The following is a 23,899-nucleotide window of genomic DNA, read 5'->3' as shown; positions in this document are numbered from 1 at the left end:
TTAAGCTGAGGTAAAGTGCTTTTATAAAAAGAATTTGTTGCTGGGAGGATGGTATGGAGATGTCGGTAGGGCAAGTTGCTGAGCGGGCTGGTGTTAAGGTTTCTGCCTTACACTTCTACGAACAGAAAGGTTTGATTAGTAGTTGGCGTAATCAAGGGAATCAACGCCGTTATGACCGCAGTGTGATTCGTCGTGTTGCGGTAATCAAAGCAGCACAACAAGTTGGGATGAGCTTAGAAGAAATCGCTCAAGCATTTGCAGCTTTACCCAAGCATAAAGCCCCTACCAAAGCTCAATGGGAAGCGATGGCGACGCAATGGCACGCCGATCTTGAGCATCGGATTTTGCAACTTAAAGCGTTACAGCGAGATCTTAACGGCTGCATTGGCTGTGGCTGCTTGTCTCTCGACAGCTGTAATTTACGCAACCCAGAAGATACTCGTGCCGCTGAACACACAGGAGAATCGCTGCTGACTGAACCAGAGGACAACTTTTAAAGCGATAAGGCAAATGAGAGCAACAATGGCAACGTCAGTATACTAAAGAAGTTGCCATACAATACCATCGATGCCACTTGCTCCGGCTGAATATCAAATCGCTCCGCAAATAAATAATTCATTACTGCTGGTGGCAGCATGGCGAACAGCACCATCATCTGTAATTGCATGGTTGGTAGCGGAATAAAATAGTAAATCAAAGCAAACGCTACTGCGCCGGTAAATAAAGACTGCGCCGTACACAATAATCCCACTTTAAGTCCAGATAGACGCATATTGCACATTTGCGCGCCAAGAGAGAGCAACATTACGGGAACAGCTGCTTGCCCCAACAACGCGGTCGCTTCATAAAGCGGTGTCCAAATGGAGAACCCAGCAAGGTTAATCGCGAGTGCTGCTGCGGCGGCAAGGAAAACTGGCATGCGAATCACTTGTTTGAATGGGTTGCCATTACTTAGTACCGCTAAGCCGAGGCTAATATGGGTACAAGCAGACACAACAAATAATAATACCGCGGCAGCGAGTGCAGAGTCGCCAAACGTGTAAGTAAACAGTGGAATCGCCAGGTTGCCACTGTTGCGGAACATATGCGGTGGAGCCCAAGCTCGAAACTCAAGTTTCATTAATTTACAGATTGGCACCATCACCAACCCTGGTACTAGTACGGCAATTAATGCCGCGCTAAGCAGCGGGATCTGCTCCGTATCGAGCGGCATGGCGACCAAAGAGGAAAAGACCAGAGCAGGAGTAAAGGTATCCATGTTAATACGGTTAATGGCTTTAAAGTCGGGGCGAATCCAACGCCCAACCGAATAACCTACGACCACTAACGCAAAAACTGGAAACAGTATTCCTATGACTTGTTCGAACATTCCATTGCCGCAAAAAATCCAAGTAAGAGACAAACCTTAGCAGTCTTACCGGCTTAGGTCACTACTCCAAAATTCGGATTGGATAATTTTTGCTGTTTAACAGCATGGCGTTTCTGGTAATGTTGGGGCGATCAGGAATAAAAATTGAAGGGTGTATGGATACGATAATGCAAGTGGGTGAGTCAGCATTAATTGTTGAAGGTGGCGCAATGCGCGGCGTGTTTTCTTGTGGCGTACTAGACCACTTTCTAGCGCAAGAGTTTTCTCCTTTTGATAGTTTTTGGGGCGTCTCAGCTGGTGCGAGTAACCTTGCTGCCTATTTGGCAAAAATGCCGGGTCGAAACCTTAAAATTTACCTCGATTATAGTCGTCGTAAAGAGTTCATTAACTTACGTCAGTATCTCGGTGGTGGCGACTTAATGGATTTGGATTGGATGTGGCGAATTACCCTCGAAGAGCTTGGTATTGATAAACGCGTATTGCGCGAAGATCCGAGACCATTTTTCTTGGTTGTAGCGCGTCAAGATTCAGGATACGCCGAGTACCATACTCCGGATGTCGACAGCCTGGCAGAAACAATGAAAGCGTCGAGTGCGTTACCCATTATGTATCGGCATGGTGTTGAGTTAGGTGAGCATCGTTACGTAGATGGCGGGGTTGCCGATGCGATTCCTGTCGCTGAAGCCATTGCGCGTGGTGCGCGTAAGATTATGGTGTTACGCAGTCGTCCTGCCAGTTATCGTAAGGGTGGTGAGAAATTTAAGCCTTTGCTTAAGCGTTTGTTGCGCGATACGCCAGAGTTGATTGAGCCCATGCTTACTCGCAGTGAGCGCTATAATCAAACGTTAGCGCTTATCGAGAATCCACCGCCAGGCGTGCAAATTATCCAGGTGTGTCCGCCGGAAAGTTTCAAACTCAAGCGCCTAAGCCGCGATGCAAGTTCGTTACAAAGCGCGTATCAGTTGGGGCTTGAGTTAGGTCATTCAGCAATCAATGAGTGGCAAAAGCTTTAACGGGGTAACTGAGCGATCTTCGTAAGCAATTCGTTTGCGCAGTCTTGAATCGATTTACCCGCCGTGTCGATACGAATCACCGGTGTTGACCACGGGTGATATTCACGCTCAACCACTTGTTGCCAAGAAGGTTGTTTCAGTGAGGGGATGGTAGAGATACGCTCCTCAACACGTCTTTTATGCTCAAGTTGATCGCTGCACAAGATTTCGATATTGACGTAGTGAGCATTGGCATCTAGAGCAACCTGCTGCCATTCTTTACGCGTCAATGGAATCGGATTACAGCTATCTGCAATGGCGCTGATACCCAGTTTAAGGTTATCACTAATAATGCGATAACTTAGGCGATACCCTTCACCTTCTACTTTAAAATTGCAGAGATCTCGTAGTCCTTGCTCGACAGTATCAATACGCAGAAACAGCGCGCCGGTGTGTTTAGCTAACTCTTGAGCGAGAGTGGTTTTACCGCTGCCTGGTAGCCCAGAGAATATATAAAGAGTGGGTTGGGTCATTGTGATTCCTGCGAAATTTTTTCCAATAGAAACTCAATCAATACCCTGACTCGTTTAGCTTTTTGACGATAGGTTGAAACATCAGCAGTTGATTGTCGGTGGTTACATTCATGGTAGGTCGTGTAATAAGAAATCATGGTTAGTCAAAAGCTAATAGTAAATTAAGCAGAAGTCATCTAAAAATTCATAATCAATCGACCTTGACGACACTCTATCTTACCGTATCTGATATCACGATATGAGCGAGTTTGGGTATTGGCTTGGTATGAGGAAGTGCGATATATACAATAAGTTTGATATATTTATCTTGGTTTTATTTTAAGTTTGGTGATTATCTACGCAAAACATACATGAATATGTAGCTATTTAACACCGAGGAAATTGTGAAAAACATACTGTGTGGCATCGCTGCTTTGATTCTTGGACTGCTGCTCGTCGGTGGTTACGGTGTCGTGCTGTCTGCGCAATGGTATTTATCACTTTCCAAAGAGCTGAGTTTGTTTGTTGTAGATACAACATCACTGATTTCCCGTCGCGAGCTATTGGCTAAAGAGTGGCTGTTAATGGTGATGCGTTCAATACCGTTAAGTTTTTTCTTTGCGTTGTTTTTTAGCATTTTGCTGGACGCCTTTTACAACGTCGCCCGAGTTGCTCATTATGCAATATGGGGAGCTTTGCTCGGTTGTCTGTATATCTTATTGCCTGCGGCAATGCACGATTACGATCAGCGCTTGATTGAGCTAGGTATCCAAATTCCAGTGAGTAGTCAGCTTGGCTTCATAGAGGCTTTAATGGCTTACTTACCGATTTTTATTCTGGTTTTCTTTATTGCGACACGCCGCGCAAACCATTATCAACGACCAAAATTCGTCTAACAAAAAGGGGCATTCGCCCCTTTTCTGACTTTGCTAGATCAACTCGTAGCTGATCATGTAAAGCTCGTTCAAATTCGGATAAATTTCAGCAATTAAGCGCTTTAGTTCGTCAAGAGGTAAAGCTTCCTGTTGTGCGTGAAATTCATTGATCTCATCGAACTGTAAAGGCTCCACAGATAGAATCTTAATTTCACAAACTTTCTTATCGGTTTCCAAGGTAAACACTTCCACTTGCGTACCTGGGACATAATGGCTTTCAGCTTCATCACGAATGGTGATGGTTTTCATACCAGAGGTGATAAGTGGCGTTAGAAATTCGAAAAAGGTAATTTTAGTCGGTGCTTGCGTCATGATTGCGTGGTCTCGTTGATACTAATCTCAATTGTAAACTATATCAGTTGGACAGTATCTGAATTTATGTTTTGAATTTCGACAGACTTTGTAGAAATGATCAGATTAGCCTCTGATGCGAGCGTTTTTTTAAGCAGGATAGGTCTAGTTATTCGAGCCGGTTTACTCACAACAGTCGTGTGTGAACGATGGCTGGATTGGAAAAGCGTTGAAGCAAGATTACACCAAAATTTGGTAGTGACGAGTAGAGCGAGAAAGCAATGACATAATGACCTGCCGCAAATTGATTACCCATCTGGGCTGGTCATTGTCTAACAGATTGTTTATGCAGATGCGGAGCGTTTTACCCAGCAATTAGCGTTGACTTGAGAGCCGACGGCGGCAATAAGCATAAGTGGACCGAGAACGCAGGACATGAAAGCGCATAACATGCGTTTGGTAGTGAAAGCTTGAGATGGCGAGAAAAATTGAATAGCTAAAAAGATAATTAAACCAGTGAGAGACCAAACTAACATACAACTTCCTTAATAATATGAGGCCAATCGCCCCGTTATTAAGATAGAGAGTTCCACAGAAACGCGATACGCTTAATTGTGGAAATTGTGAAGCTGGTAGGTTTAATTTGAAGAGGTGGTGGAGGGAGTAAACGCGTCACTCCCCCAGATTGAATAAGACGGTTACAGCCCTTTATGGTATTGCGCATTGGCGGTAGGTTGGATCATTTGATGCAATTGCTCCGCTTGATTGCCCGTCGCAGCATTAAGTAGCGTGATAAACTGCTCAATGATGTGCGCCTTAGTGGCATTAACTTGCGTTTCGGTTTGGATATCACGCAAATCGATCAGGATATCGGTGAACAGTTGCGGGAGATCTTGCAGCACTTCAAGGTTCATTACATTGTGCTCGCTATAAATCGCGTTATGGCTGCCACGCTGTTTTTGAATCACATACGGATTGTCTTTGAGATTGATAATCGATGTGCGCTTATTACAACGCTTTAAGCAGCCTTTATTCACCTTAATCTTTTTGCAGCCTTCTGTTTGTTGGAACAGACACTGACGGCTAGTCAGTAGTGTGTTGGGATGATAAACACTGTAAAAACTGCGCATGCTTGCAGGGCGTTTGATATGACGCATCTGCTTCATATTGAGTTCGTTGGAGATAAAGGCACCACTCGCCCCAAATTCTTCATGCAAACATTTTAGTGCGTAGGAATTGGTGGTATTCATCTGTGGACCCGCAACCCAATTTAACCCAAGTTGTTTTGCGATTACGCCGACACCTGAGTTGTTGGTGATAAGCCATTGTGGCTTTACTGCCGCTAAGAAATGGTGTGCGGCTTGGTAGTCGTCACCAATTAAAATGGCAGGGAACCATGGCTTTAGCCTCGGGTTAGCTTCAAATAGGGTGACGAGGTTTTGCCACTCATCAGCAAGCCCCATAGGCATTTGATAATAGACATCAATATTGTCTTGCTGAGCAAGGTGACAATCTTCATTGGAAGAAATTAGCACAGCGAGTCGTGCTGCACCTTCGCGATTCGGTGGCGCAGGGATAGAAGGTAGGCTAGGGACATCTATCGCGCCTTTTAGACTGCTTTTGTTTGCAAAACCGCTGATATCAAAGTCTTGAGTCTTGTTCGCGACGTTTTCTATGATGGCAGTTTTGTCATCATAAAGTTTCTTTTTCACTTGCTGAATATCATCAACACTTTGACATTGATAGATGGTCGAGAAGTGTTTTACTGCGTGATCGCGAGGGTTATCGATATACATCGATTTACCGTATTCACCTTGTAAGAAGGCGTTGGAAAAGTCGCGGTTGAAAACAGTATACAGCTCTGTCGTGTCCTGAGAGAGCTCCTTACCACCAACTAGACGATCGATTTGTTGACGCCAGTTATCGACCACAGTGTATACGTAGTGGGACTTTTTGATCCGCCCTTCGACTTTAAGTGAGTATACGCCTGCCTCTGCTAAGGCTTCTAAATCACTAAAAGCAGAATTGTCTTTCATATTGAGCGGGTAACTGTTTCCCGTTTTGGTCGTTTCGTATTGTTCGCGGCAAGGTTGACTACAGCGACCACGGTTACCCGAAGCACCATTACGTGCAGAGCTGATGTAACAAATACCGGAAAAGCCGATGCAGTATGAACCGTGAACGAACACTTCCATCTGCACATTGTGTTGCTTGCCGAATTGAGCGAGGTGCTTGATCTCATTGATATTCAATTCACGTGACAAGTTCACTCGACTTGCCGTGAGTTGATTCAAAAATAAAATTTGCCCTTCATTATGCGTGTTGAGCTGAGTCGATGCGTGCACGTCCAGTTGCGGGAAGTGGTGCTTAAGGATGTAGGCGAGACCTAAATCTTGAACGATCACCCCATCGATGGTTGTGGTATTCAATTGGCTGAGCAGACGCACAATCGCGGGAATTTCACTCTCTAAGATCAATACATTGAGTGTGAGAAAAATTTTGCAGCTGTGCTGATGAGCAAGTTCTAACACACCATTTAAGTTATCAAGCGTTAGGTTGGCTGCACGGTTACGGGCATTAAATCGATCTAAACCACAGTAGATGGCATCCGCACCTGCAGCAATTGCCGCTTTAATTGACTCTAAGTCTCCGCCTGGAGCTAACAACTCAAATTGATCGCGTGTCACTGTTTATCTTCTTACTCAACAAAAATAGGCGCGCATTTTACGGTTTTCACTCCGAGGAAGCGAATTTAATTTAGAGAGCGGTGCAGCTATTGCAGTGCGGCTGAGCATCAAACTGCTTGATCACAACCTATCCCCTTTAAGAAAAAAACCTCATCATGCGAGGGGAAAAGCGCTGATGAGGTTTGGCTTAATTCAGTTAAGGGGCAATCGCAATACCGTTTATGTGATTGGTGATACAAAGCCCTGAGGTTTTAATGCGACGAGGGAGCAGGTCAGCGACTGGAGGATATTTTCAGCCGTGTTACCCATCACCAAACCTTTGATACCTGAGCGGGCGATGGTGCCCATCACAAGAATATCGATTTCAAGAATCGCCACACATTGTGGTATTTCATCATCGGCGCGCCCATTAATGTGATGGACTGTAAATTCGCCAGCAATGCCCGATTCTTCAATGAGATTGTCGAGTTGCTGCCGATGATTATCACGTAAGAGCTCAATCTCTTGATTTAACTGCTCATCATCGATTTGTATCCAAGAGTGGTGTCTTAGATAACTTTCTAGTTCATATTGCCAACATGAGATGATGTGAAGGCGACTGTCACAACTGTCGGCGATAGATCTTGCAACAGTCAGCAGTTGTAACACGAGCTGTTTGTCTTCTTCACTGTGCACGATAGGGTCAATCGCAACCGCGACTCGTTTATGGCTATGAGGTTTTACACTCGAGCGGTGAAGCCATATTGGGCATGGACATTTGCGCAGTAACTTCATATCCAGTGCTTTGAAACCTTCAGCACCATCATTGATAGGCTCCGCTTGTTTAATCAGTAAATCTCTATGGTGGTTTTGTACGCACTGAATGATTTTTAAAGCCGGTTTATCGCCGCAAGCAATTTCGACCGCTAATGGTAAGTCAGCGTTGTCTTCAATGGTTTGTTGGACCTGCGTAATTTCTTTATCTAGAGTATCGCGCAGGGATTGCTGATACGCATCCCGGTAGTTAGCCATGTTTTTTGGTAAAGCAGGGGAAACGATCAAACCCATCAATGACGCGTTGTTGCGTTTTGATAGCGTAAGGGCTTGCTCGATTGAGTCTCGGTTCTCAGGTAGCCCTTGGCTAACGAAAAGAATGTTCTTGAACTCTTTCATAATCACCTCCCGTTGCTGCTATAAGTGTTGTACTGCTTAATGAAAAAATCCACCTTACTAATAAGGTTATTAGTAAGGAAAAAGTAAAACTGGCGAATATTCAGTTTGTTGAGGACTAAGTTTTAGGTTTGTTGGGTCATTGAGCTCGAACATTACCCAGCGAGAATAGGCTAACAATTTCCTGATACGTCGGTTGGTGATTAACGATAGAATGGGCATTGATTTGCTAAACCGTATTTGGCGAAAATATGTACCCCTACCGCGATGATGGACATGAAAACAGAAAAACAAAAAATGTTGGCTGGAGAGCCTTATAACGCTTGGGATGAAGAACTTTATTCCGCGCGTATTGCTTGTCGCAAGACATTACAAAAGTTAAATAACAGCATTCCTGATACCCAAGATTGGCGTGACGCGATCAATGAGCTAATTCCAAATAGTAGTGAGGCGTTTTTAGAGCCCCCTTTTCGTTGCGACTATGGTAGCAATATCAAGGTAGGTAAGAATTTCTACGCCAATTTCAATTGTGTGGTTTTAGATGTGGCTGAAGTGATCATCGGTGATAACGTGCTGCTTGCTCCCAATGTACAACTTTACACCGCAGGTCATCCATTAGATGTGCAAGGACGTGTGGAAGAGGGGGTTGAGTTTGGTTTACCGATCACCATTGGTGACAACGTTTGGCTGGGTGGCGGAGCGATAGTTTGCCCAGGCGTGACGATTGGGAACAACAGTGTTATCGGCGCAGGTAGCGTAGTAACGAAAGATATTCCAGATAATGTGCTTGCGGCAGGTAACCCATGTCGCGTGATTCGCCCAATTGAGCAGAAGTAACGGCTTTAAGACTCTGTGAAGTGGTAAACTGCGCTCCAGATACATTGGAGCGCATCTCTCAATGAGGTGTGATTTAAGTATCGAGGATAGTCTCTCTACTCAGATGGTGTTCAGTGTTACTGACCGCATTACGACCCGCTTTTTTCACTTTATAAAGTTCTTGGTCGGCGAGGTTGAATAATGTTTCAAAGCCATGAGTAGCATGCTGCAAATTGGTCAAACTTGCTGCGCCAATCGATAAGGTAAGTAAATCACTACATATCGATAAGGGGTTAGCTAACGCTAAATCTTGTATGGCTTGCTGTAGGTCGAGTAAGCGTTGATGTAACTCCTCTGGAGAAGAATCAATACTTAGTAATAGAAATTCGTCCCCACCATAGCGGAATAGATAGTCGGTACCGCGATCAAACACTTTTTGCATTTCGCCAGCGATACGCTCGAGGGCAATATCACCTTGGTGATGACCATGATAGTCGTTATACCCTTTGTAGTAATCGACATCGATGACGGCTGCTGCTAAATAGGTATCTGATTCTATTGCTTTATCGATTAACTTCGGTGCGATGTCATCCAGCTGGTAACGGTTATATAGACCGGTTAATGGATCGGTTTTCGAAAGCGTTTCCAGTTTTTGGTAGGCAATTTCCAGTTTGTTTCGCTGCATGTGGTTTTCCAGCGCAACAGCAATGAAGCTCGCCAATTGTTCAAATAGATTACAGTGGTATTGTAAGTACTGATCGGCTAAAGAGTGTTGAATCGACAGGACGCCGAGTACTTTATTTTGCATCATGATTGGCGTCAGAATGATTGACTGCACAGGCGAGTCATTTCTAAAGTGCTTACACTCTTTGTTGTTACGCTCTTGTTCTGGCACAAACACACTTAGCGCTTCATCATTGATACGGTTTAAGTGCACGGTACGGCGATTTTTTACCACGTAACTGCCAACGGAGTATTGGTGTGCACAATCTACTTTGAAGTTTTCGACCGGACCATTTTCGTCGTAAAAGTAGCAATATTCTAATGTGTCAGCTTTTTCATGATACAGCGCGATACCAAACTCTTGGGTCGGGAAAATCGAACAAATCTTTTCGTAGATCAAGGGCAAGTTATTTGCGATGTTTTCAGAGGTGGCAATAGATTGTCCCACTTCGGTGACCGCGCCAATATGCTGCTGCATTTTGTCGAGTACTAAGCGCTCGTGATCTTGAGTTGATTTTTCAATCTGATTCAGAAGGTTATCAAACTCTTTGCGTTGTAGCTTTTCAATTTGTTTGTTCGAAGCTTGGAGATAGACCGTTTGAATTTCACAAAGACGTTTTTGATCGCCAGCGTGAGCCAAAAGTTCACATAGGCTTTCGCACAATAATGAGAAAAAGCCATAGTTTTCATCAGCACGAATGGATTGATAGAGTTCTAGAGCTAAAGGTAAAGCGGTAACGTAATCTCCCGTCTTTGTTAGGTAAACAATTTGCTGTACCTGACATTCGGTTTGATTGTGCACATCATAAATATCGACGAACAATTCTGCGGCAAGAGAGAAGTGATATTGGATCTCTTCGACTCGATAATATTGATGATGTTTCGCCATGATTTGCGCGATATAGCCATTCGCAATAGCTTCGCTACGCGTTGCGCCGTTCGTTGCTCCAATATCTCTTGCTTTTTTACAGTGTAAAATCGCTTTTTGATGTTGTCCTTCCAAGTGACCTAGTGCGTATCCCATATTGAGTAGGCAAATCGCATGGTTAGAATGGTGACCAATTTTTTCCCCGTACTGAGCACCATATGACGCAATTTGGTAAGCTTGCTCATATTGCTCTAGGCAGAGATAAAAATCACTGATGTTAGTGTAGGCAAGCGACAAGTAGTTAGCATCTAGATAATAAGCATTTTCTAGAACTTCTCTGTAGAGATCGTAAGCTTTGTGAAATTCTTCATAATCGGCATAAATAGAGCCAAGCAAAGTTTTGACTTGCAGCCGCTGAACAATGTCTGTTTCACGACATAGTGTCAGAGCTTCTTCAAACACGATGATTGAATATTGACGGTTGTCGTTGCGATTGCCTTTTACACCCTCAAGAATTAACGTGAAGAGTTTTGGCAATGTGTAGTTATGCTCTTGGCAAACTTGATTTATTTTATTTATAGATTGCTCAACGCCTTCAACGCCTTGTGTTAAAGGCAGTTGAGACATGATTGCTTGTATTTTTTCTAATGCAGCGTGACTCATTCACTTTCCTCCGGAGCACTGTGATTATAAGTTTTAGCCGGAGGAAGATGAATAACTATGACAAGCGTGAAATCACTATTTACTCAATGAGTTACAGTGAATTTTCCGAGACTTGTAGGATTTATCCTACAGCTCAGAATTCGCAGTTTGCAATAAAGATCACGCGTTGATGGGTGTAAGGGTGATCGAAGGACAATTGCTCAGCATGCAGATGTAAGCGAGAGTCTTTTTCGCCATATAAACCGTCACCAACCATCGCCATATTAAGCCCTTGATGATGAGCACAATGTACGCGCAGCTGGTGGGTACGTCCGGTTTTAGGGTACATGATCAGCTTACTGCGTCCATCTTTCACTTCGACCAGCTCCCAATAGGTTGTCGCCGGTTTGCCATGTTCAAAGCACACTAATTGACGTGGACGGTCATCTGGGTCGCCACGCATAGGCAAGTTGATTTCGCCACTGGTTTGCTCAACTACGCCTTCCACCATCGCTAGGTAGCGTTTCTCTACGCCACGAGTTATGAATTGTTTTTGCAAGCTTTTGTTGGCACGACGGGTGAGGGCGAAAACCAATAAGCCAGAAGTTGCCATATCTAAACGGTGCAGCACAAAAGGACCCTCTACGTCAGGAAACAGGGCTTGGACGCGAGTATAGGCTGAATCTTTGATTGTTTTACCCGGCACTGAAAGCAGACCAGAAGGCTTGTTGACCACAACAATCGCTTCATCTTGGTAAATGATTTCTAGCTCTTTGTCTTTACCCCAGTTGTCTTCCAGCGGGTTTGGATCGACGTCTAATCCTTGTAACATGTGACCGAGGATCGGGTTACATTTGCCGTGGCAAGACGGGTAGAATTTTTTATGCTGCCTAACTTCAGATTTTGGTGATACGCCCCACCAAAACTCAGCCATTGCCAACGGCGTAAAGCCATGTTTATAGGCGTAGTGAAGCAGTTTAGGGGCTGCACACTCACCTGCACCAGCTGGAGGTGTCGGGTTTGTCGTCTCGGCAAAAATGGCTTTTAGGGATTTTTGTTCACCATTGGCATTTAGAAAACGGTACTGCTCAAACAACTTATTCTGTAGCGCGTTAGACAGATGTTTACGTTGCTGTTTGGCGTGATTAATTTCACTGTTTAGTTGCTCGAGCTCGCTTTGCAGTAGCGCAATTTTCGCTTCCCACTCTAGCTTGAGATATTTCAGTACGTTTTTCTCAGCCACACTTTGCTTGGCGAGATCATCGAGAATGGTTTTTAGTTCTTCACCATGCAATGTTTCTTCAGCTTGCTGACGCTGATTTTTGCGAGCAGCGCGTCCATCAATCATGGCTTGGCGTTGCTGCTGCTCTTGTTGCTGATAGTCGTTTTTATGCTGAGTCAATGATGCATTTAACTCGGCTAATTTCGGGTTCGCGGAAAGCTGTTTTACTTGGCTGTTTAGTTCGGTAATTTCGGCTAATTCTGTGCGGAAAAAGCACTCTTCCGCCAACATGTCAAAAACAGGTGGGACGAAGTGTGGAAGCAGGTTTTCCTCGGCGATTTTGCCAGAAAATGCACTTAAATAACCGAGTTCGCCTTGTGGAGAGCGTACCAAAAGTACACCAAACATTTTCCCAGTGCCGGTTGGATCGTTTTCACTGCCAAAGTTGTGCTGCCAATTTGATTGCTCAACAAGGTGCTGTTGCAGCTCTTGGGCTGCAAGGACACAAAGCGGGTGAGGCTGATAGTAAAATGGGAAAGTAAACGCATTTGGTAATTCAATACCTGCAATATCGGCGTTAAAACGAGTGAACAGTTGCTCTGGTTGGTGCATGGTAAAACTTCTATCAGCGTAATTGAGAGCCGAGATTTTACCCGTTTAGGCGAGGAATACCACCTTGTCTAAGCAAGGTGGTGTTTTTACTTTACTGGGGACGTTTAGCGCACGTAGCTTGAATCTAAGCTAATCAGCCAGTGGTGAACCGTACCATCTGATTTTTCTACCCAAATATCATTACGATATTGTTCAATGCGACCTTTAACGCTCAGTGTGAACGTGTTGTCTTTGACAGACTCGACGCGTAGGAATTGATCAGAAGTAGTTAGCACAGGCTCTTGATCGCCAATTTCAGCGCCATTAGCAATTAAGAAGTATTGGTTAAGTTTATTGAGTTTCTTTTCAGTCGACGCAATTTTATGACCGACTAACGTTAGATCATTGCCAATAGGGATTGAAGCGATTTGTGGACCTAAACTGGTATGCGTTGGGATAAAGACCCATGCAGCTACCGCAGCAGCGATCACCACTATAGATAAGAAAACGATTTTTAATTTAGACATGTTGAGTTGTTCTAACAAGCAAACGAAAGTTGCTGCTAGTGTAGCGCAGCCAAGGGTATGCGCAAAGCTATGCGGGTAAATGCTACGGCATTTACAATGGGATGATTAAGACAAAAAGCCCTTTTCGGCAGTGAAAAGGGCTAATACCAATCGGGATAAGTAAGTGGTCAGTTAATTGCGCAAGGAAAATCGCTTAGAACTAGGCGCAGATTGCCGTTAACTAGTTATTCTAATTACCAAATCTGCAACAACGTTATCAGCGATTTTAATCAGCAAGAATGATCAAAGACTTGTGCTGATTGGTATTCATCTTAAGAAATTTGAAAGTGCTTTATTGAGTGTTGTAGCGATTAAGCGAACAAGTATTTAGCGTGGAAGCGCAAATGCTCTTCAATAAAGGTCGAGATGAAGTAATAGCTATGGTCATAGCCTGCTTGCATTCTCAAATTCAGCTCACTGTCATGCATATTCGCTGCATGGATAAGTGATTCTGGTTTTAGTTGCTCGTGAAGAAAGCTGTCTGCATCGCCTTGGTCTACCAACATAGGTAACTTTGCTCGCCCAAGTTTTAGTAGCTCGGTGGCGTCATACTCTTTCCAGCTTTCTACCGATTTACCTAAGTAAGCGGTGAATGCTTTTTGCCCCCAAGGACATTGCATTGGGTTAGTGATCGGGCTAAATGCTGAAATAGAGCGATAGTTGTCGCTATTTTTTAGACCAATCGTGAGTGCGCCATGACCGCCCATGCTGTGACCAAAAATACTTTTCACGCTTGAGACAGGGAAGTTGGCTTCAATCAGTTTAGGTAGCTCATCTACGATGTAGTCGTACATATGGTAGTGCTTTGACCACGGGGCTTGCGTCGCATTAAGGTAAAAACCAGCGCCTTTGCCTAAATCGTAGTTTTCATCATCCGCGACGTCGTCACCTCTTGGGCTTGTATCGGGTGCGATGATAGCGATGCCCAGTTCAGCGGCTGCGCGAAATGCGCCAGCTTTCTGCATAAAGTTTTCATCGGTACAGGTTAAACCTGACAACCAGTAAACGGCAGGAACCGGGTTGCTTGGTGTTGCATTCGGTGGCAAGAAAATCGCAAAGCGCATTGCGCAATTTAGACTAGTTGCTTGGTGTGAGTACTGCTTATGCCAGCCACCAAATACTTTTGCTTGGCTGAGGTTTTCGATGGTCATGGATAATCTCTCGGTCAGTTTCTAGGCTTTACAATGATGAACGTTAGTATCGTTAGTCCGCTCTCTAGGCAAAACCTAGAGAGCGAGTTTGTTTGAACTGGGTGGAATTATTTATCCATATGTAGAACAGTACGGATAGACTCACCTTTGTGCATCAGTTCGAATGCTTCATTTACGTCTTGTAGACCCATGGTGTGAGTGATGAACTCTTGCAAACCAAATTCACCCGCCATGTAACGCTCAACGATTTCTGGTAGCTCAGAGCGACCTTTAACACCGCCAAATGCGCTACCACGCCATACGCGACCAGTAACAAGTTGGAATGGACGAGTAGAGATCTCTTGACCTGCACCAGCAACACCGATGATTACTGATTCGCCCCAACCTTTGTGACAGCACTCTAGTGCTTGACGCATCACGTTAACGTTACCGATACATTCAAATGAGTATTCCACACCACCGTCAGTCATCTCAACGATCACGTCTTGGATTGGTTTATCGAATTTCATTGGGTTGATGCAGTCAGTTGCGCCAAGCTGTTTTGCTAGCTCAAATTTGCTTTCGTTGATGTCAACACCGATGATGCGGTTTGCACCAGCCATGCGAGCACCGATGATTGCAGATAGACCGATACCGCCTAAGCCGAATACCGCAACGTTGTCGCCTTTTTCTACTTTAGCTGTGTTTAGTACCGCACCCATACCTGTGGTTACGCCACAACCTAGTAGACAAACTTCTTCAAGTGGTGCTTCTTTGTTTACTTTCGCCAATGAAATTTCTGGCAGTACTGTGTACTCAGAGAAAGTTGAACAACCCATGTAGTGGAAGATAGTTTCGCCGTTGATTGAGAAGCGGCTAGTACCGTCAGGCATTAGACCTTTACCTTGCGTTTCACGAACGGCTTGGCATAGGTTAGTTTTACCCGATTTACAGAACTTACATTCGCCACATTCAGCGGTGTAAAGAGGGATAACGTGGTCGCCAACTTCAACGCTCGTTACACCTTCACCAACCATTTCAACGATACCGCCACCTTCGTGACCAAGAATTGAAGGGAAGATACCTTCTGGATCGTCACCTGAAAGCGTGAATGCGTCAGTGTGACATACGCCAGTTGCTACGATGCGAACTAATACTTCGCCTGCTTTTGGAAGTTGAACATCCACTTCTTCCATTTTTAATGGTTCGCCAGCTGCCCAAGCAACCATAGCTTTTGATTTGATGTGAGTTTGACCTGGTTTGATTTCAAGCGCCATTGCATTTTCCTTCTAGTGTTGCCCGTGTTTAACACCGGCATCGAATAATCTATTAAAGGTAGTTGAGGTTAAGCAGTATTGCTGCCTCATCAAGATGGTGCTTATTTTATGTATTTCATTTCAAATGATAATCGGGCTATTATGTAAATGATTTTTACGTACATGTAATAATGAGAGTTTAATATGGCGAGTTGGGAAGGAGTCAGTGAGTTTGTTGCGGTGGCAGAAACGTTTAGTTTTACCGGAGCAGCAAAAAAACTGAATACCTCAGTGGCGCAAATCAGTCGCCGAGTCTCTGCATTGGAAGAGCGTTTAGCGGTTAAGCTACTTAATCGAACCACACGTAAAGTCACCTTGACGGAAGCGGGTATGGTGTACTTTGAGCAATGTAAGCTTTTAGTGGAAGGCTTGGAGCTCGCAGAGCTCGCGGTGACTGACTTACAAGCAGTGCCGAAAGGTAAGATTAAAATTACAGCTCCAGTCACTTATGGCGAAATGCATGTTGCCCCTTTGCTGAATGAATTTTTACTGAGTTATCCGCAAATTGATTTGGAATTGGATCTATCCAACCAAACCGTGGACTTAATTGAAGCTGGGTTTGATGTGGCAATCCGCCTTGGTCGTCTGCGTGATTCGACGCTAGTGGCGAAAAGGCTGGCTTCACGCCAACTGTATGTTTGTGCCAGTCCTGAATACATTGAAAAGTATGGCGCGCCCCATAGCCTATCAGAATTGGTTCATCACCAATGCTTAGTCAGCAATATGGCACATTGGCGTTTTAGACAAAACAACAGTGAAAAATCGGTTCGAGTGAGCGGTCGAATTCAGTGTAACTCCGGTTTTGCACTCATGGATGCGTCGAAGCGCGGGCTCGGTTTGATTCAGCTGCCGGACTACTATGTGCAAAGTGCCTTAGATAGTGGCGAGTTGGTTGAGGTGCTTAAGGAGTATCGTGATGAGAGGGAGGGGATTTGGGCTCTGTATCCGCAAAACCGTAACCTATCACCGAAAGTACGTTTGTTGATTGATTTCCTTGCAGAGCGTATGGCGGAATAGCATCTCGTAATGAAGAGATATGTGTTGGATGTAAAAGCCTCAAGAAGTGAGGCTTTTGGTATTCATTGCCGAGCTGTCACGCCGGCAATGAAGGGCTAATGCAAACTAAACAGCGTTAGTTAGAGATTACTGGTCGTTCTCTTGAGCATCTTGCTGCTTGATAACTTTATGACCATCTTCAGCCACGCCTTGCTTCCAGTAGCTGCTGATATAGATATAGTCGCGCTCAAGCGCTTTCTCGTTACGAAGGTACTGGCGCAGTCCACGCATTGAATCGAATTCACATGCCACCCAAGCTGAAGCTTGACCTTCAAGCCAAGGTAGAGCGCGAACTGCTTGTGATAGTTCTTCCGTTACCCAATGGACTTCAATACCTGCTGGTACTTCTAAAGGCTGGATATCTTCTTGGTTTAGCACCTGGATTACGGCATAGCCTTTTGCATCGCTAGGCAGTTGTTTTACCTTGACCGATAGCGCCGGAAGTGCGGTCATGTCGGCTGCAAGTACAAACCAATTTGCATCGTGGTTTAGGTTAGAAATCGAACCAGGACCGCGAATCTCAATGGTATCACCAAGTTGTGCGTTCATTGCCCAACGAGAGGCAAAGCCACATTGGTTATCTTCAGTAATATGGCGAACAAAATCCACTTCAATTGCATTTTCATCGACCAAAAAGCGACGAATTGTGTAGGTGCGCATCATTGGACGTTGACCCTCAGGAACACTGGATAGATCAGTGCCCCCTAGCGCATTAAATAGCAGCTTGATGTAGCCGCCTTCACAATCAGCGGGGAAGTTTGCTAGCACGTCGCCCTGTAGCACAAGGCGCTGCATGTTTGGTGTAATGATTTGGTTACTACGAACCGTAACAGCTTGAGATGGCGTTGTTTGCATTGTGGCACTCGATAAGTATTCTTCTTCTCATTTAGATTACCACCTATTTCGGCTACTACGCAGCATCTTTTAACTAATTTACATTTGTTACGTCGTTTCGATGTTGTTTACTAATAGTGCGTTACATCATCGGTAAGGTTGAAATCACCAATAGCGCAGCCATCGAATAGTTAAACAGACGAATACGTTTGGCATTAGTGAGGAAGTATTGCAACTGCTTGCCTGCAACGATCCAAAACGTGCCTGATGGAAGATTTGCCAAGGCGTAGATAAACGCGATCAGTCCAAGACCGAGCAAGCTATTGTCTGGGTTGTAAACGGTAACTGCGGTGAGCGCCATCGACCAACCTTTGGGATTGACCCATTGAAAGCTAGCGGCTTGTAAGAAGCTGAGCGGTTTGTACGTTTCATTTCCTGTTTGGGGCGGCTGACTACGTGCGATTTTATACGCTAAGTAAAACAGATAGCTCAAGCTCATGACTTTCAATACTTGGTGAATGACAGGATAGCGAGCGAAGACTTCGACTAAGCCAAATCCAACCAAAATCACCATGACTGGGAAACCAATCGTAATACCCAGCATATGTGGCAAGGTGCGATTGAAGCCGACATTCGCGCCAGAGGTCATTAGCATGAGGTTGTTCGGACCGGGGGTAAAGGTTGAGACAAAGGCAAATAAAGCCAAAGCCGTTAAATGTTCCCATTGCATAATCTTGCGGATCTCCTTGAAGTAAGTACGGGTGGCTAAGAAATAGTCTACGTAGAACTTGGCTCAATTTTGTGCTTTTATTGTGTGGATGAGGATTAAATTCACAATAAGAGGTCGAAATGGATCGATTTGACGAAAGAATATTGCAAGAGTTAAAAAAGGATGGTCGGGTTGCCAATGTCGAACTGGCAGAAAGAATAGGGCTTTCTCCCTCAGCGACTTTACGTCGTGTGCAAGATTTAGAGAAGCGTGGCGTCATTTCTGGTTATAAAGCCAAGCTGAACACGAGCGAGCTCGGGATTGGTTTTATTGCGTATGTTTCGATTGGTTTATCCAATCACAGTAAGCAAGCTCAATTGGCGTTTGAAGAGCATGTTCGCTTTGTTGATGAAGTGGTGGAATGCCATAGCATTACGGGGGCGACAGAATACTTATTGCGGGTAGAGACTCAGGATCTCATAAGCTACAAGAAATTCCACGCGGATGTTTTGGGTGAATGTGAGTTTGTAAACTCGATTGCCACCATGGTGGTGATGGCTTCGCCAAAAGATGAACGCTAACCGATTCATGTATCTGTCATGTAAATCAATAATTTATTAAACATAATCATAACAAATGTGCCACTTGAGCTTCATTTTTCTTGTTTAGGTTAATGGGTATTCAAACACAGAGCGATAAGCTCACCATCAATCGATTAGGGAAAGAAAGATGAAACACGCAGCAGTGGCGTTAGCCGTTTTCGCAGGTCTAACTTCAGGTTCAGCATTGGCAGCAAAAGTATATAGTTCAGAAGGTACTGAGCTAAAAGTAGGCGGTCGAGTAGAGTTTCGTGGTGACTTTATTGGTACCTCTAAAGGTGCAGAAATTGAAGGCTCAATGGATGACAGCACTCGTGCCCGCTTAAACCTCAAAGGTAAGTCGCAAATCAACGATTCGTTAACTGCTTTCGCAGTCTATGAAGCAGAGCAGGATACAGGGGCGAGCGAATTTGAAAATCGCTATATGTATGCTGGCGTTGAATTTGGTAGCCAAGCCGTTTCTTTTGGGCGTCAAGATATGGCGTCTGTGATCGTTTCTGACTTTACTGATATCACTGAATTCTCGGGCATTCAGCAGGTGATTGATGCATCAAGTGATAAGCAAGATAGCGTGTTTGCTTATGCATTTGAATCTGATGCACTGCTCGTGCAAGCCACTTATCAAGCAGAGAAAGAAGAAGATAGCGATGCTTATGGTATCGCTGGCGTGTACTCGTTGCCGCTGGGATTAGATCTCGGTTTAGCCTTGTCAGGTGGTGATTTAGGCAAAGGTGCTGGCAGTGAATCTCAAGCTTTATTTGGTATCGGCTACACACTAGAGAGCTTATATCTCGCAGCCACCTACTCTCAGGGTGATATCGACGATAAGGCTAGCGGTACTGATGATAAAGAATTTGTCGCAATGGAGTTTGCTGCGGAGTATCAGTTCAGCAAAGAGTTTTCTGCTGCGGCGCTTTACACTTATCAAGAAAATGAGCGTGGTGATGGTACCAAGTATGATGATACAGATGGTATCGAGTTGGTCGGCTACTACAAATTCAACAGTAATTTCCGTACTTACTTGTCTTACTACATCAATAATGTCGATGAAGCGAAGGATCCTGCTACTGGCTTAGTGACTGCCGGTGAAGATACCTTACGCTTGGGCGTACGTTACGACTTCTAGTCGCTGTCGCTTTTTACAACCTTAGCCAGAGTTATGACTCTGGCTTTTTTTTGGTTTTTATGTCTGATAAATGTTGATTTCTATTTATTTTAAATTCGGTTTATTGGTTAAATCTGGTTTTAAATCTCGCAAAAGTGCCTTCTTGATGGTTTTTATGACCAAAATCACGATCTTATGTGTCTTTATGCAATAGTATGCTGCGCGTTTTCTTGCCTAAATTGTATTTTTTGGCAGGTATTGGGAATAATTCGGGGGAAAATATGCAATTTTCGATGAAAAATCTCTCCATTCGCGCACAGGTGTTAGTGCCAGTAGTATTTACTATTGTCGCGCTATTGATTGCGCTTTGGACTACGAAAAATAATCTACAGCATGAGCAAGCTATGATGGCTGATCACACTCAGTCATTGATGTTCTATAAAGACTCGCTGGCTGATATCGATGATAGTGTTTATCCGTTGCGCATCAGTGCGGTGTATGCGATTTACGATTCATCTCGCAGAGCCACGTTTCTTAATGAGTTAAACCGTGGTTTGCAAGACGTTTATGCCGTATTGGACTCAATGGAGGCGAGAGGGACATTTCGTAGCGAAGCGGTAACCGTGCGAGATCGAATTAATAATTATGTCCAAATGACAAAACAGGCGATTGAGTTAGCTTCGCAAAAGCAACAAGGCGCTATCACTGACAGTGCTTACAATAATTTTATTGCGCAATATCGTTTGGCTGGCAATGAAATGTCTGACGCTATCAATAAACTCTCTAGCCGAGTAAATACGGTCAATACTGAGGTAATGACGAAAACAGATGCGGATATGGTTAAGGTACAAAACATTGCGATTTGGACTGTCTTGGCTGTATTAGCGCTTTCGGTCGTTGTGGCATGGTTACTGTCAGGCAAAATAGTGGCGCCAATTCAGAAACTGCAGCAAGTTATGGGTTGTGTTGCAGAGGGTGATTTGACGGTTCGTTGTGATTCTGACGGCAGTAACGAAATTGCTAAACTCAATAAAGATGTCAACCAAACGGTTGAGAGACTCGCTGCAACGACAGATCAATTAATCCGTATCAGTGAGGATGTTGCTTCGGCATCTACCGAGTTGGCTGCGGTGATGCATCAAGCTGAACAGAATTCCCATCAAGAACAAGCGGAAATTGAGCAAGTTGCCTCTGCAGTTAACGAGTTGGCGAGTACGGCAAATAACGTGAGTGATAATGCGCAAATGGCGGACAGCACGGCTAGAGAAGCTGAGCAACTCGCGCAGTCTGCGCTGTCGACGTTCAATGAAAGTAGTATGGCAAGTGAGCAAATGAGTGCCGCACTCAATGACGCTGCTGTTGTCGTCACAAGATTGAAAGAGCAGTCAGAACAGATTAACAACGTCATAGAAGTGATCAGTGGTATTTCTGAACAAACCAACTTGCTTGCACTGAATGCGGCGATAGAAGCGGCGCGCGCGGGAGAGTCTGGACGAGGTTTTGCTGTCGTTGCTGATGAGGTGCGTATGCTAGCAGCTCGTACTCAAGAGTCTACAGGTGAGATTCAAGCCATTATTGAAGAGCTACAAAAACAATCGGGACTGGCGAACGATAGCATGACGTTAAGCTTGGAGATGTTAGGAAAAAATAACGAGCTGTCTCGTTATGCGAATGATGCGTTGGTGGGGATTACCGAGGCGGTTACTCGTATTAACGATGCCAATACACAAGTTGCTACCGCAGCAGAAGAGCAGTCGCAAGTGACACAAGACATCAATCGCAACGTGGTTAATATGTCTGAATTAGTCAGTCAAAATGTGTCAGGTATTAGTCAAAGTGCTTCGGCGAGCAATGAGTTGTCGCAATTGGCTGAAAAACAGAAAGCTCAGCTGTCTTTCTTTAAGCTCTAATTTGCAGGGTTTTCCTTACCCTTAGCAAGTCGATCAGAGATATTTGGGTCGACTTGCTCATCGCTTTGATATCAATTCCTTAACTTTCTTTCGTTCTCCAATATAAGTCCATAAAAATTAGCAACTTAATAGCTAGACTTAGTGACATAATCTGTAATAAACTCCGCGCCCCCGGAATTGAGGGTGGGATAATTCCCACAGCATGGATGCACACAGATTGTTATTTTACTGAGGCTATGCATGCTTTTCTCTTTGAACAACCTATCTATTCGTAAACAGATCCTCGTCCCTGTTCTGTTTACAACTGTTGCGCTATTTACTGCTTTATGGGCAACGCAAAATGCATTACAACAAGAACAAGCTGAAATTGCCGCAAACGCAGATTCGCAGGTTTTCTATACCGACAAACTGTCGCATATCGACGACATTATCTACCCATTACGCATAAGCGCAGTTTACGCCATTTATGACTCGTCACGTCGTGACAGTTTTGTTGCTGAATTAAAGCGCGGTATGGATCTGATCGAAATGGACTTCGATATGATGAAACAGCGCGGCACATTTAACCGTGAGCTCAGTAACGTAGAGACCGCAGTGGGTCAGTATGTTGATTACTCATACCAAGCGGTCAGCTTCTTTGACCGCCGTGACCAAGGCTTAGTCTCAGAGCAAGAATACAACGCATTTATCGCTAAATACCGCAAGTCAGGCGACGTGATGGTAAAAGCAATCAACGATTTGGCGCAGCGCGTTAACGCGACGGCGAATCAAGCGATGCTTGAGAGCGAAAAAGACAATCAGAAAGTGCAAAACATCGCAATGTGGGTGGTGATTGGCGTATTTGTAATATCTCTGATGGTTGCTTGGTATTTGTCAGGACTTATCGTAACGCCAGTACAGAAGTTGCAAGATGTCATGCGTCGAGTGGCGCAAGGTGATTTATCGGTGCGCGCTGTGGAAGAGGGTGACAATGAGATTGTCGCTCTGAGTAAAGATGTAAATGCTACGGTTGAGCAGCTTTCTCACACAGTGGATCAGTTGATTCGCATTAGTGAAGAGGTCGCATCCGCGTCGACTGAGCTTGCAGCAGTGATGACTCAAGCAGAACAAAATGCCCATCAAGAGATGGCTGAGATTGAGCAAGTGGCGTCAGCAGTTAATGAGCTCTCTTGTACTGCAGACAATGTCAGTGACAACGCGCAAGTTGCCGATAGTACTGCACGTGATACAGACCAATTAGCACAAACGGCATTGGCAACGTTTGCAGAAAGCAGCGCGGCAAGTGAAAAAATGAGTTATGCGCTTAATGATGCCGCAGAAGTGGTGACTAAGCTGAAAGAGCAGTCTGAGCAAATCAACAATGTGATTGAAGTGATCAGCGGTATTTCTGAGCAAACGAACTTACTGGCATTGAATGCCGCTATTGAAGCGGCTCGCGCTGGCGAATCAGGACGTGGTTTTGCTGTTGTAGCGGATGAAGTGCGTATGCTTGCCGCTCGTACCCAAGCATCAACCGTTGAGATCCAAGGCATTATTGAAGAGCTGCAAAAACAATCGGGCGTAGCGAACGAAAGTATGCAGCTAAGCCTTGATATGTTGGATAAGAACAATGAGTTGGCACGTCATGCGAACGATATGCTGTTAGGTATTACGGATGCGGTTTCTCGTATTAATGACACCAATACACAAGTGGCGACAGCGGCAGAGCAGCAGTCCCAAGTAACGCAAGATATTAGTCGTAACGTCGTGAATATGTCTGAATTGGTGAGCCAGAATGTATCAGGTATTACCCAAAGTGCCGCTGCAAGTGGTGAGCTCTCGCAACTAGCTGAAAAGCAAAAAGCACAATTGTCGTTCTTCAAGCTATAACAGAACGC

The 23,899-nt window shown here is 44.6% G+C and carries 21 protein-coding genes; 9 read left to right on the top strand and 12 right to left on the bottom strand.

Annotated elements, in window-relative coordinates; translation table 11 throughout:
• The first annotated feature begins 53 nt into the window (after window positions 1-53).
• Window positions 54-497, top strand: a complete 444-nt coding sequence (gene soxR, locus GZN30_RS19710) for a redox-sensitive transcriptional activator SoxR (RefSeq protein ID WP_075650627.1) — start codon at window positions 54-56, stop codon at window positions 495-497.
• Here the strand turns inward: soxR and GZN30_RS19705 are convergent.
• Entirely contained in the window at window positions 494-1,369 is an 876-nt protein-coding gene (locus tag GZN30_RS19705; RefSeq protein ID WP_075650625.1) for an AEC family transporter, read from the bottom strand. The two genes, soxR and GZN30_RS19705, sit on opposite strands and share 4 nt — an antisense overlap.
• Window positions 1,370-1,524: 155 nt before the next feature.
• Here GZN30_RS19705 and GZN30_RS19700 point away from each other — a divergent pair, with 155 nt between their 5' ends.
• On the top strand, window positions 1,525-2,382 hold the full coding sequence (locus GZN30_RS19700) for a patatin-like phospholipase family protein (RefSeq protein ID WP_408646840.1): 858 nt from the start codon (window positions 1,525-1,527) through the stop codon (window positions 2,380-2,382).
• On the opposite strand, the gene GZN30_RS19695 is transcribed toward GZN30_RS19700, so the two are convergent.
• Window positions 2,379-2,894 (bottom strand): AAA family ATPase, encoded by a 516-nt coding sequence (locus GZN30_RS19695; RefSeq protein WP_075650623.1) that lies wholly within the window; start codon window positions 2,892-2,894, stop codon window positions 2,379-2,381. The two genes, GZN30_RS19700 and GZN30_RS19695, sit on opposite strands and share 4 nt — an antisense overlap.
• A gap of 383 nt (window positions 2,895-3,277) precedes the next feature.
• Between GZN30_RS19695 and GZN30_RS19690 the strand changes: the two genes are divergently transcribed.
• Window positions 3,278-3,769: a hypothetical protein gene (locus GZN30_RS19690; RefSeq protein WP_075650621.1), complete on the top strand. Its 492-nt coding sequence runs from the start codon at window positions 3,278-3,280 to the stop codon at window positions 3,767-3,769.
• A 33-nt stretch (window positions 3,770-3,802) separates the two neighbouring features.
• Here GZN30_RS19690 and yqfB read toward each other — a convergent pair whose 3' ends face one another.
• From yqfB to GZN30_RS19675, 3 genes are all read right to left on the bottom strand, one after another.
• On the bottom strand, window positions 3,803-4,120 hold the full coding sequence (gene yqfB / locus GZN30_RS19685; protein ID WP_075650619.1) for a N(4)-acetylcytidine aminohydrolase: 318 nt from the start codon (window positions 4,118-4,120) through the stop codon (window positions 3,803-3,805).
• 677 nt (window positions 4,121-4,797) lie between these two features.
• On the bottom strand, window positions 4,798-6,786 hold the full coding sequence (locus tag GZN30_RS19680; RefSeq protein WP_075650615.1) for a U32 family peptidase: 1,989 nt from the start codon (window positions 6,784-6,786) through the stop codon (window positions 4,798-4,800).
• Between the two features lie 219 nt (window positions 6,787-7,005).
• The gene (locus GZN30_RS19675) at window positions 7,006-7,938 is read right to left on the bottom strand and encodes a universal stress protein (RefSeq protein ID WP_075650613.1); all 933 of its coding nucleotides are present in this window, start codon (window positions 7,936-7,938) and stop codon (window positions 7,006-7,008) included.
• 273 nt (window positions 7,939-8,211) lie between these two features.
• Between GZN30_RS19675 and GZN30_RS19670 the strand changes: the two genes are divergently transcribed.
• The gene (locus GZN30_RS19670) at window positions 8,212-8,772 is read left to right on the top strand and encodes a sugar O-acetyltransferase (protein ID WP_075650611.1); all 561 of its coding nucleotides are present in this window, start codon (window positions 8,212-8,214) and stop codon (window positions 8,770-8,772) included.
• A 73-nt stretch (window positions 8,773-8,845) separates the two neighbouring features.
• Here GZN30_RS19670 and GZN30_RS19665 read toward each other — a convergent pair whose 3' ends face one another.
• The 5 genes from GZN30_RS19665 to GZN30_RS19645 all read right to left on the bottom strand — a co-directional run bounded on the left by GZN30_RS19665 (window position 8,846) and on the right by GZN30_RS19645 (window position 15,770).
• On the bottom strand, window positions 8,846-11,005 hold the full coding sequence (locus GZN30_RS19665) for a sensor domain-containing diguanylate cyclase (protein ID WP_075650609.1): 2,160 nt from the start codon (window positions 11,003-11,005) through the stop codon (window positions 8,846-8,848).
• A 133-nt stretch (window positions 11,006-11,138) separates the two neighbouring features.
• Window positions 11,139-12,818, bottom strand: coding sequence for an RluA family pseudouridine synthase (locus GZN30_RS19660; RefSeq protein ID WP_075650607.1), 1,680 nt, complete (start codon window positions 12,816-12,818; stop codon window positions 11,139-11,141).
• A gap of 104 nt (window positions 12,819-12,922) precedes the next feature.
• Window positions 12,923-13,324, bottom strand: coding sequence for a hypothetical protein (locus tag GZN30_RS19655; RefSeq protein ID WP_075650605.1), 402 nt, complete (start codon window positions 13,322-13,324; stop codon window positions 12,923-12,925).
• Window positions 13,325-13,674: 350 nt separating this feature from the next.
• The gene (gene fghA / locus GZN30_RS19650; protein ID WP_075650603.1) at window positions 13,675-14,514 is read right to left on the bottom strand and encodes an S-formylglutathione hydrolase; all 840 of its coding nucleotides are present in this window, start codon (window positions 14,512-14,514) and stop codon (window positions 13,675-13,677) included.
• A 107-nt stretch (window positions 14,515-14,621) separates the two neighbouring features.
• Complete coding sequence (locus GZN30_RS19645; protein WP_075650601.1) at window positions 14,622-15,770, bottom strand: S-(hydroxymethyl)glutathione dehydrogenase/class III alcohol dehydrogenase; 1,149 nt, start codon at window positions 15,768-15,770, stop codon at window positions 14,622-14,624.
• 183 nt (window positions 15,771-15,953) lie between these two features.
• Here GZN30_RS19645 and GZN30_RS19640 point away from each other — a divergent pair, with 183 nt between their 5' ends.
• Window positions 15,954-16,826, top strand: coding sequence for a LysR family transcriptional regulator (locus GZN30_RS19640; RefSeq protein WP_075650599.1), 873 nt, complete (start codon window positions 15,954-15,956; stop codon window positions 16,824-16,826).
• A gap of 126 nt (window positions 16,827-16,952) precedes the next feature.
• Here the strand turns inward: GZN30_RS19640 and GZN30_RS19635 are convergent, their stop codons facing one another.
• Both GZN30_RS19635 and GZN30_RS19630 read right to left on the bottom strand, forming a co-directional pair.
• A complete protein-coding gene (locus GZN30_RS19635) occupies window positions 16,953-17,720 on the bottom strand; it encodes a siderophore-interacting protein (protein WP_075650597.1) in 768 nt (255 codons plus the stop codon).
• 121 nt (window positions 17,721-17,841) lie between these two features.
• Window positions 17,842-18,429, bottom strand: a complete 588-nt coding sequence (locus tag GZN30_RS19630) for a LysE family translocator (protein WP_075650595.1) — start codon at window positions 18,427-18,429, stop codon at window positions 17,842-17,844.
• Between the two features lie 119 nt (window positions 18,430-18,548).
• Between GZN30_RS19630 and GZN30_RS19625 the strand changes: the two genes are divergently transcribed.
• The 4 genes from GZN30_RS19625 (at window position 18,549) to GZN30_RS19610 (ending at window position 23,891) form a co-directional block, all read left to right on the top strand.
• Window positions 18,549-18,989, top strand: a complete 441-nt coding sequence (locus GZN30_RS19625) for an Lrp/AsnC family transcriptional regulator (protein ID WP_075650593.1) — start codon at window positions 18,549-18,551, stop codon at window positions 18,987-18,989.
• 148 nt (window positions 18,990-19,137) lie between these two features.
• Window positions 19,138-20,133 carry a porin gene (locus GZN30_RS19620; protein WP_075650591.1) on the top strand — a complete coding sequence of 332 codons (996 nt, stop codon included), beginning with the start codon at window positions 19,138-19,140 and terminating at the stop codon, window positions 20,131-20,133.
• Window positions 20,134-20,393: 260 nt separating this feature from the next.
• Window positions 20,394-22,022, top strand: a complete 1,629-nt coding sequence (locus GZN30_RS19615) for a methyl-accepting chemotaxis protein (protein WP_075650816.1) — start codon at window positions 20,394-20,396, stop codon at window positions 22,020-22,022.
• Window positions 22,023-22,262: 240 nt separating this feature from the next.
• A complete protein-coding gene (locus GZN30_RS19610; protein WP_075650589.1) occupies window positions 22,263-23,891 on the top strand; it encodes a methyl-accepting chemotaxis protein in 1,629 nt (542 codons plus the stop codon).
• Window positions 23,892-23,899 lie beyond the last annotated feature (8 nt).

Source organism: Vibrio ponticus, from assembly GCF_009938225.1.
GTDB lineage: Bacteria > Pseudomonadota > Gammaproteobacteria > Enterobacterales > Vibrionaceae > Vibrio > Vibrio ponticus.
Note: the sequence above shows the minus strand (reverse complement) of the source record. Positions and strands in the feature narration are given on the sequence as shown.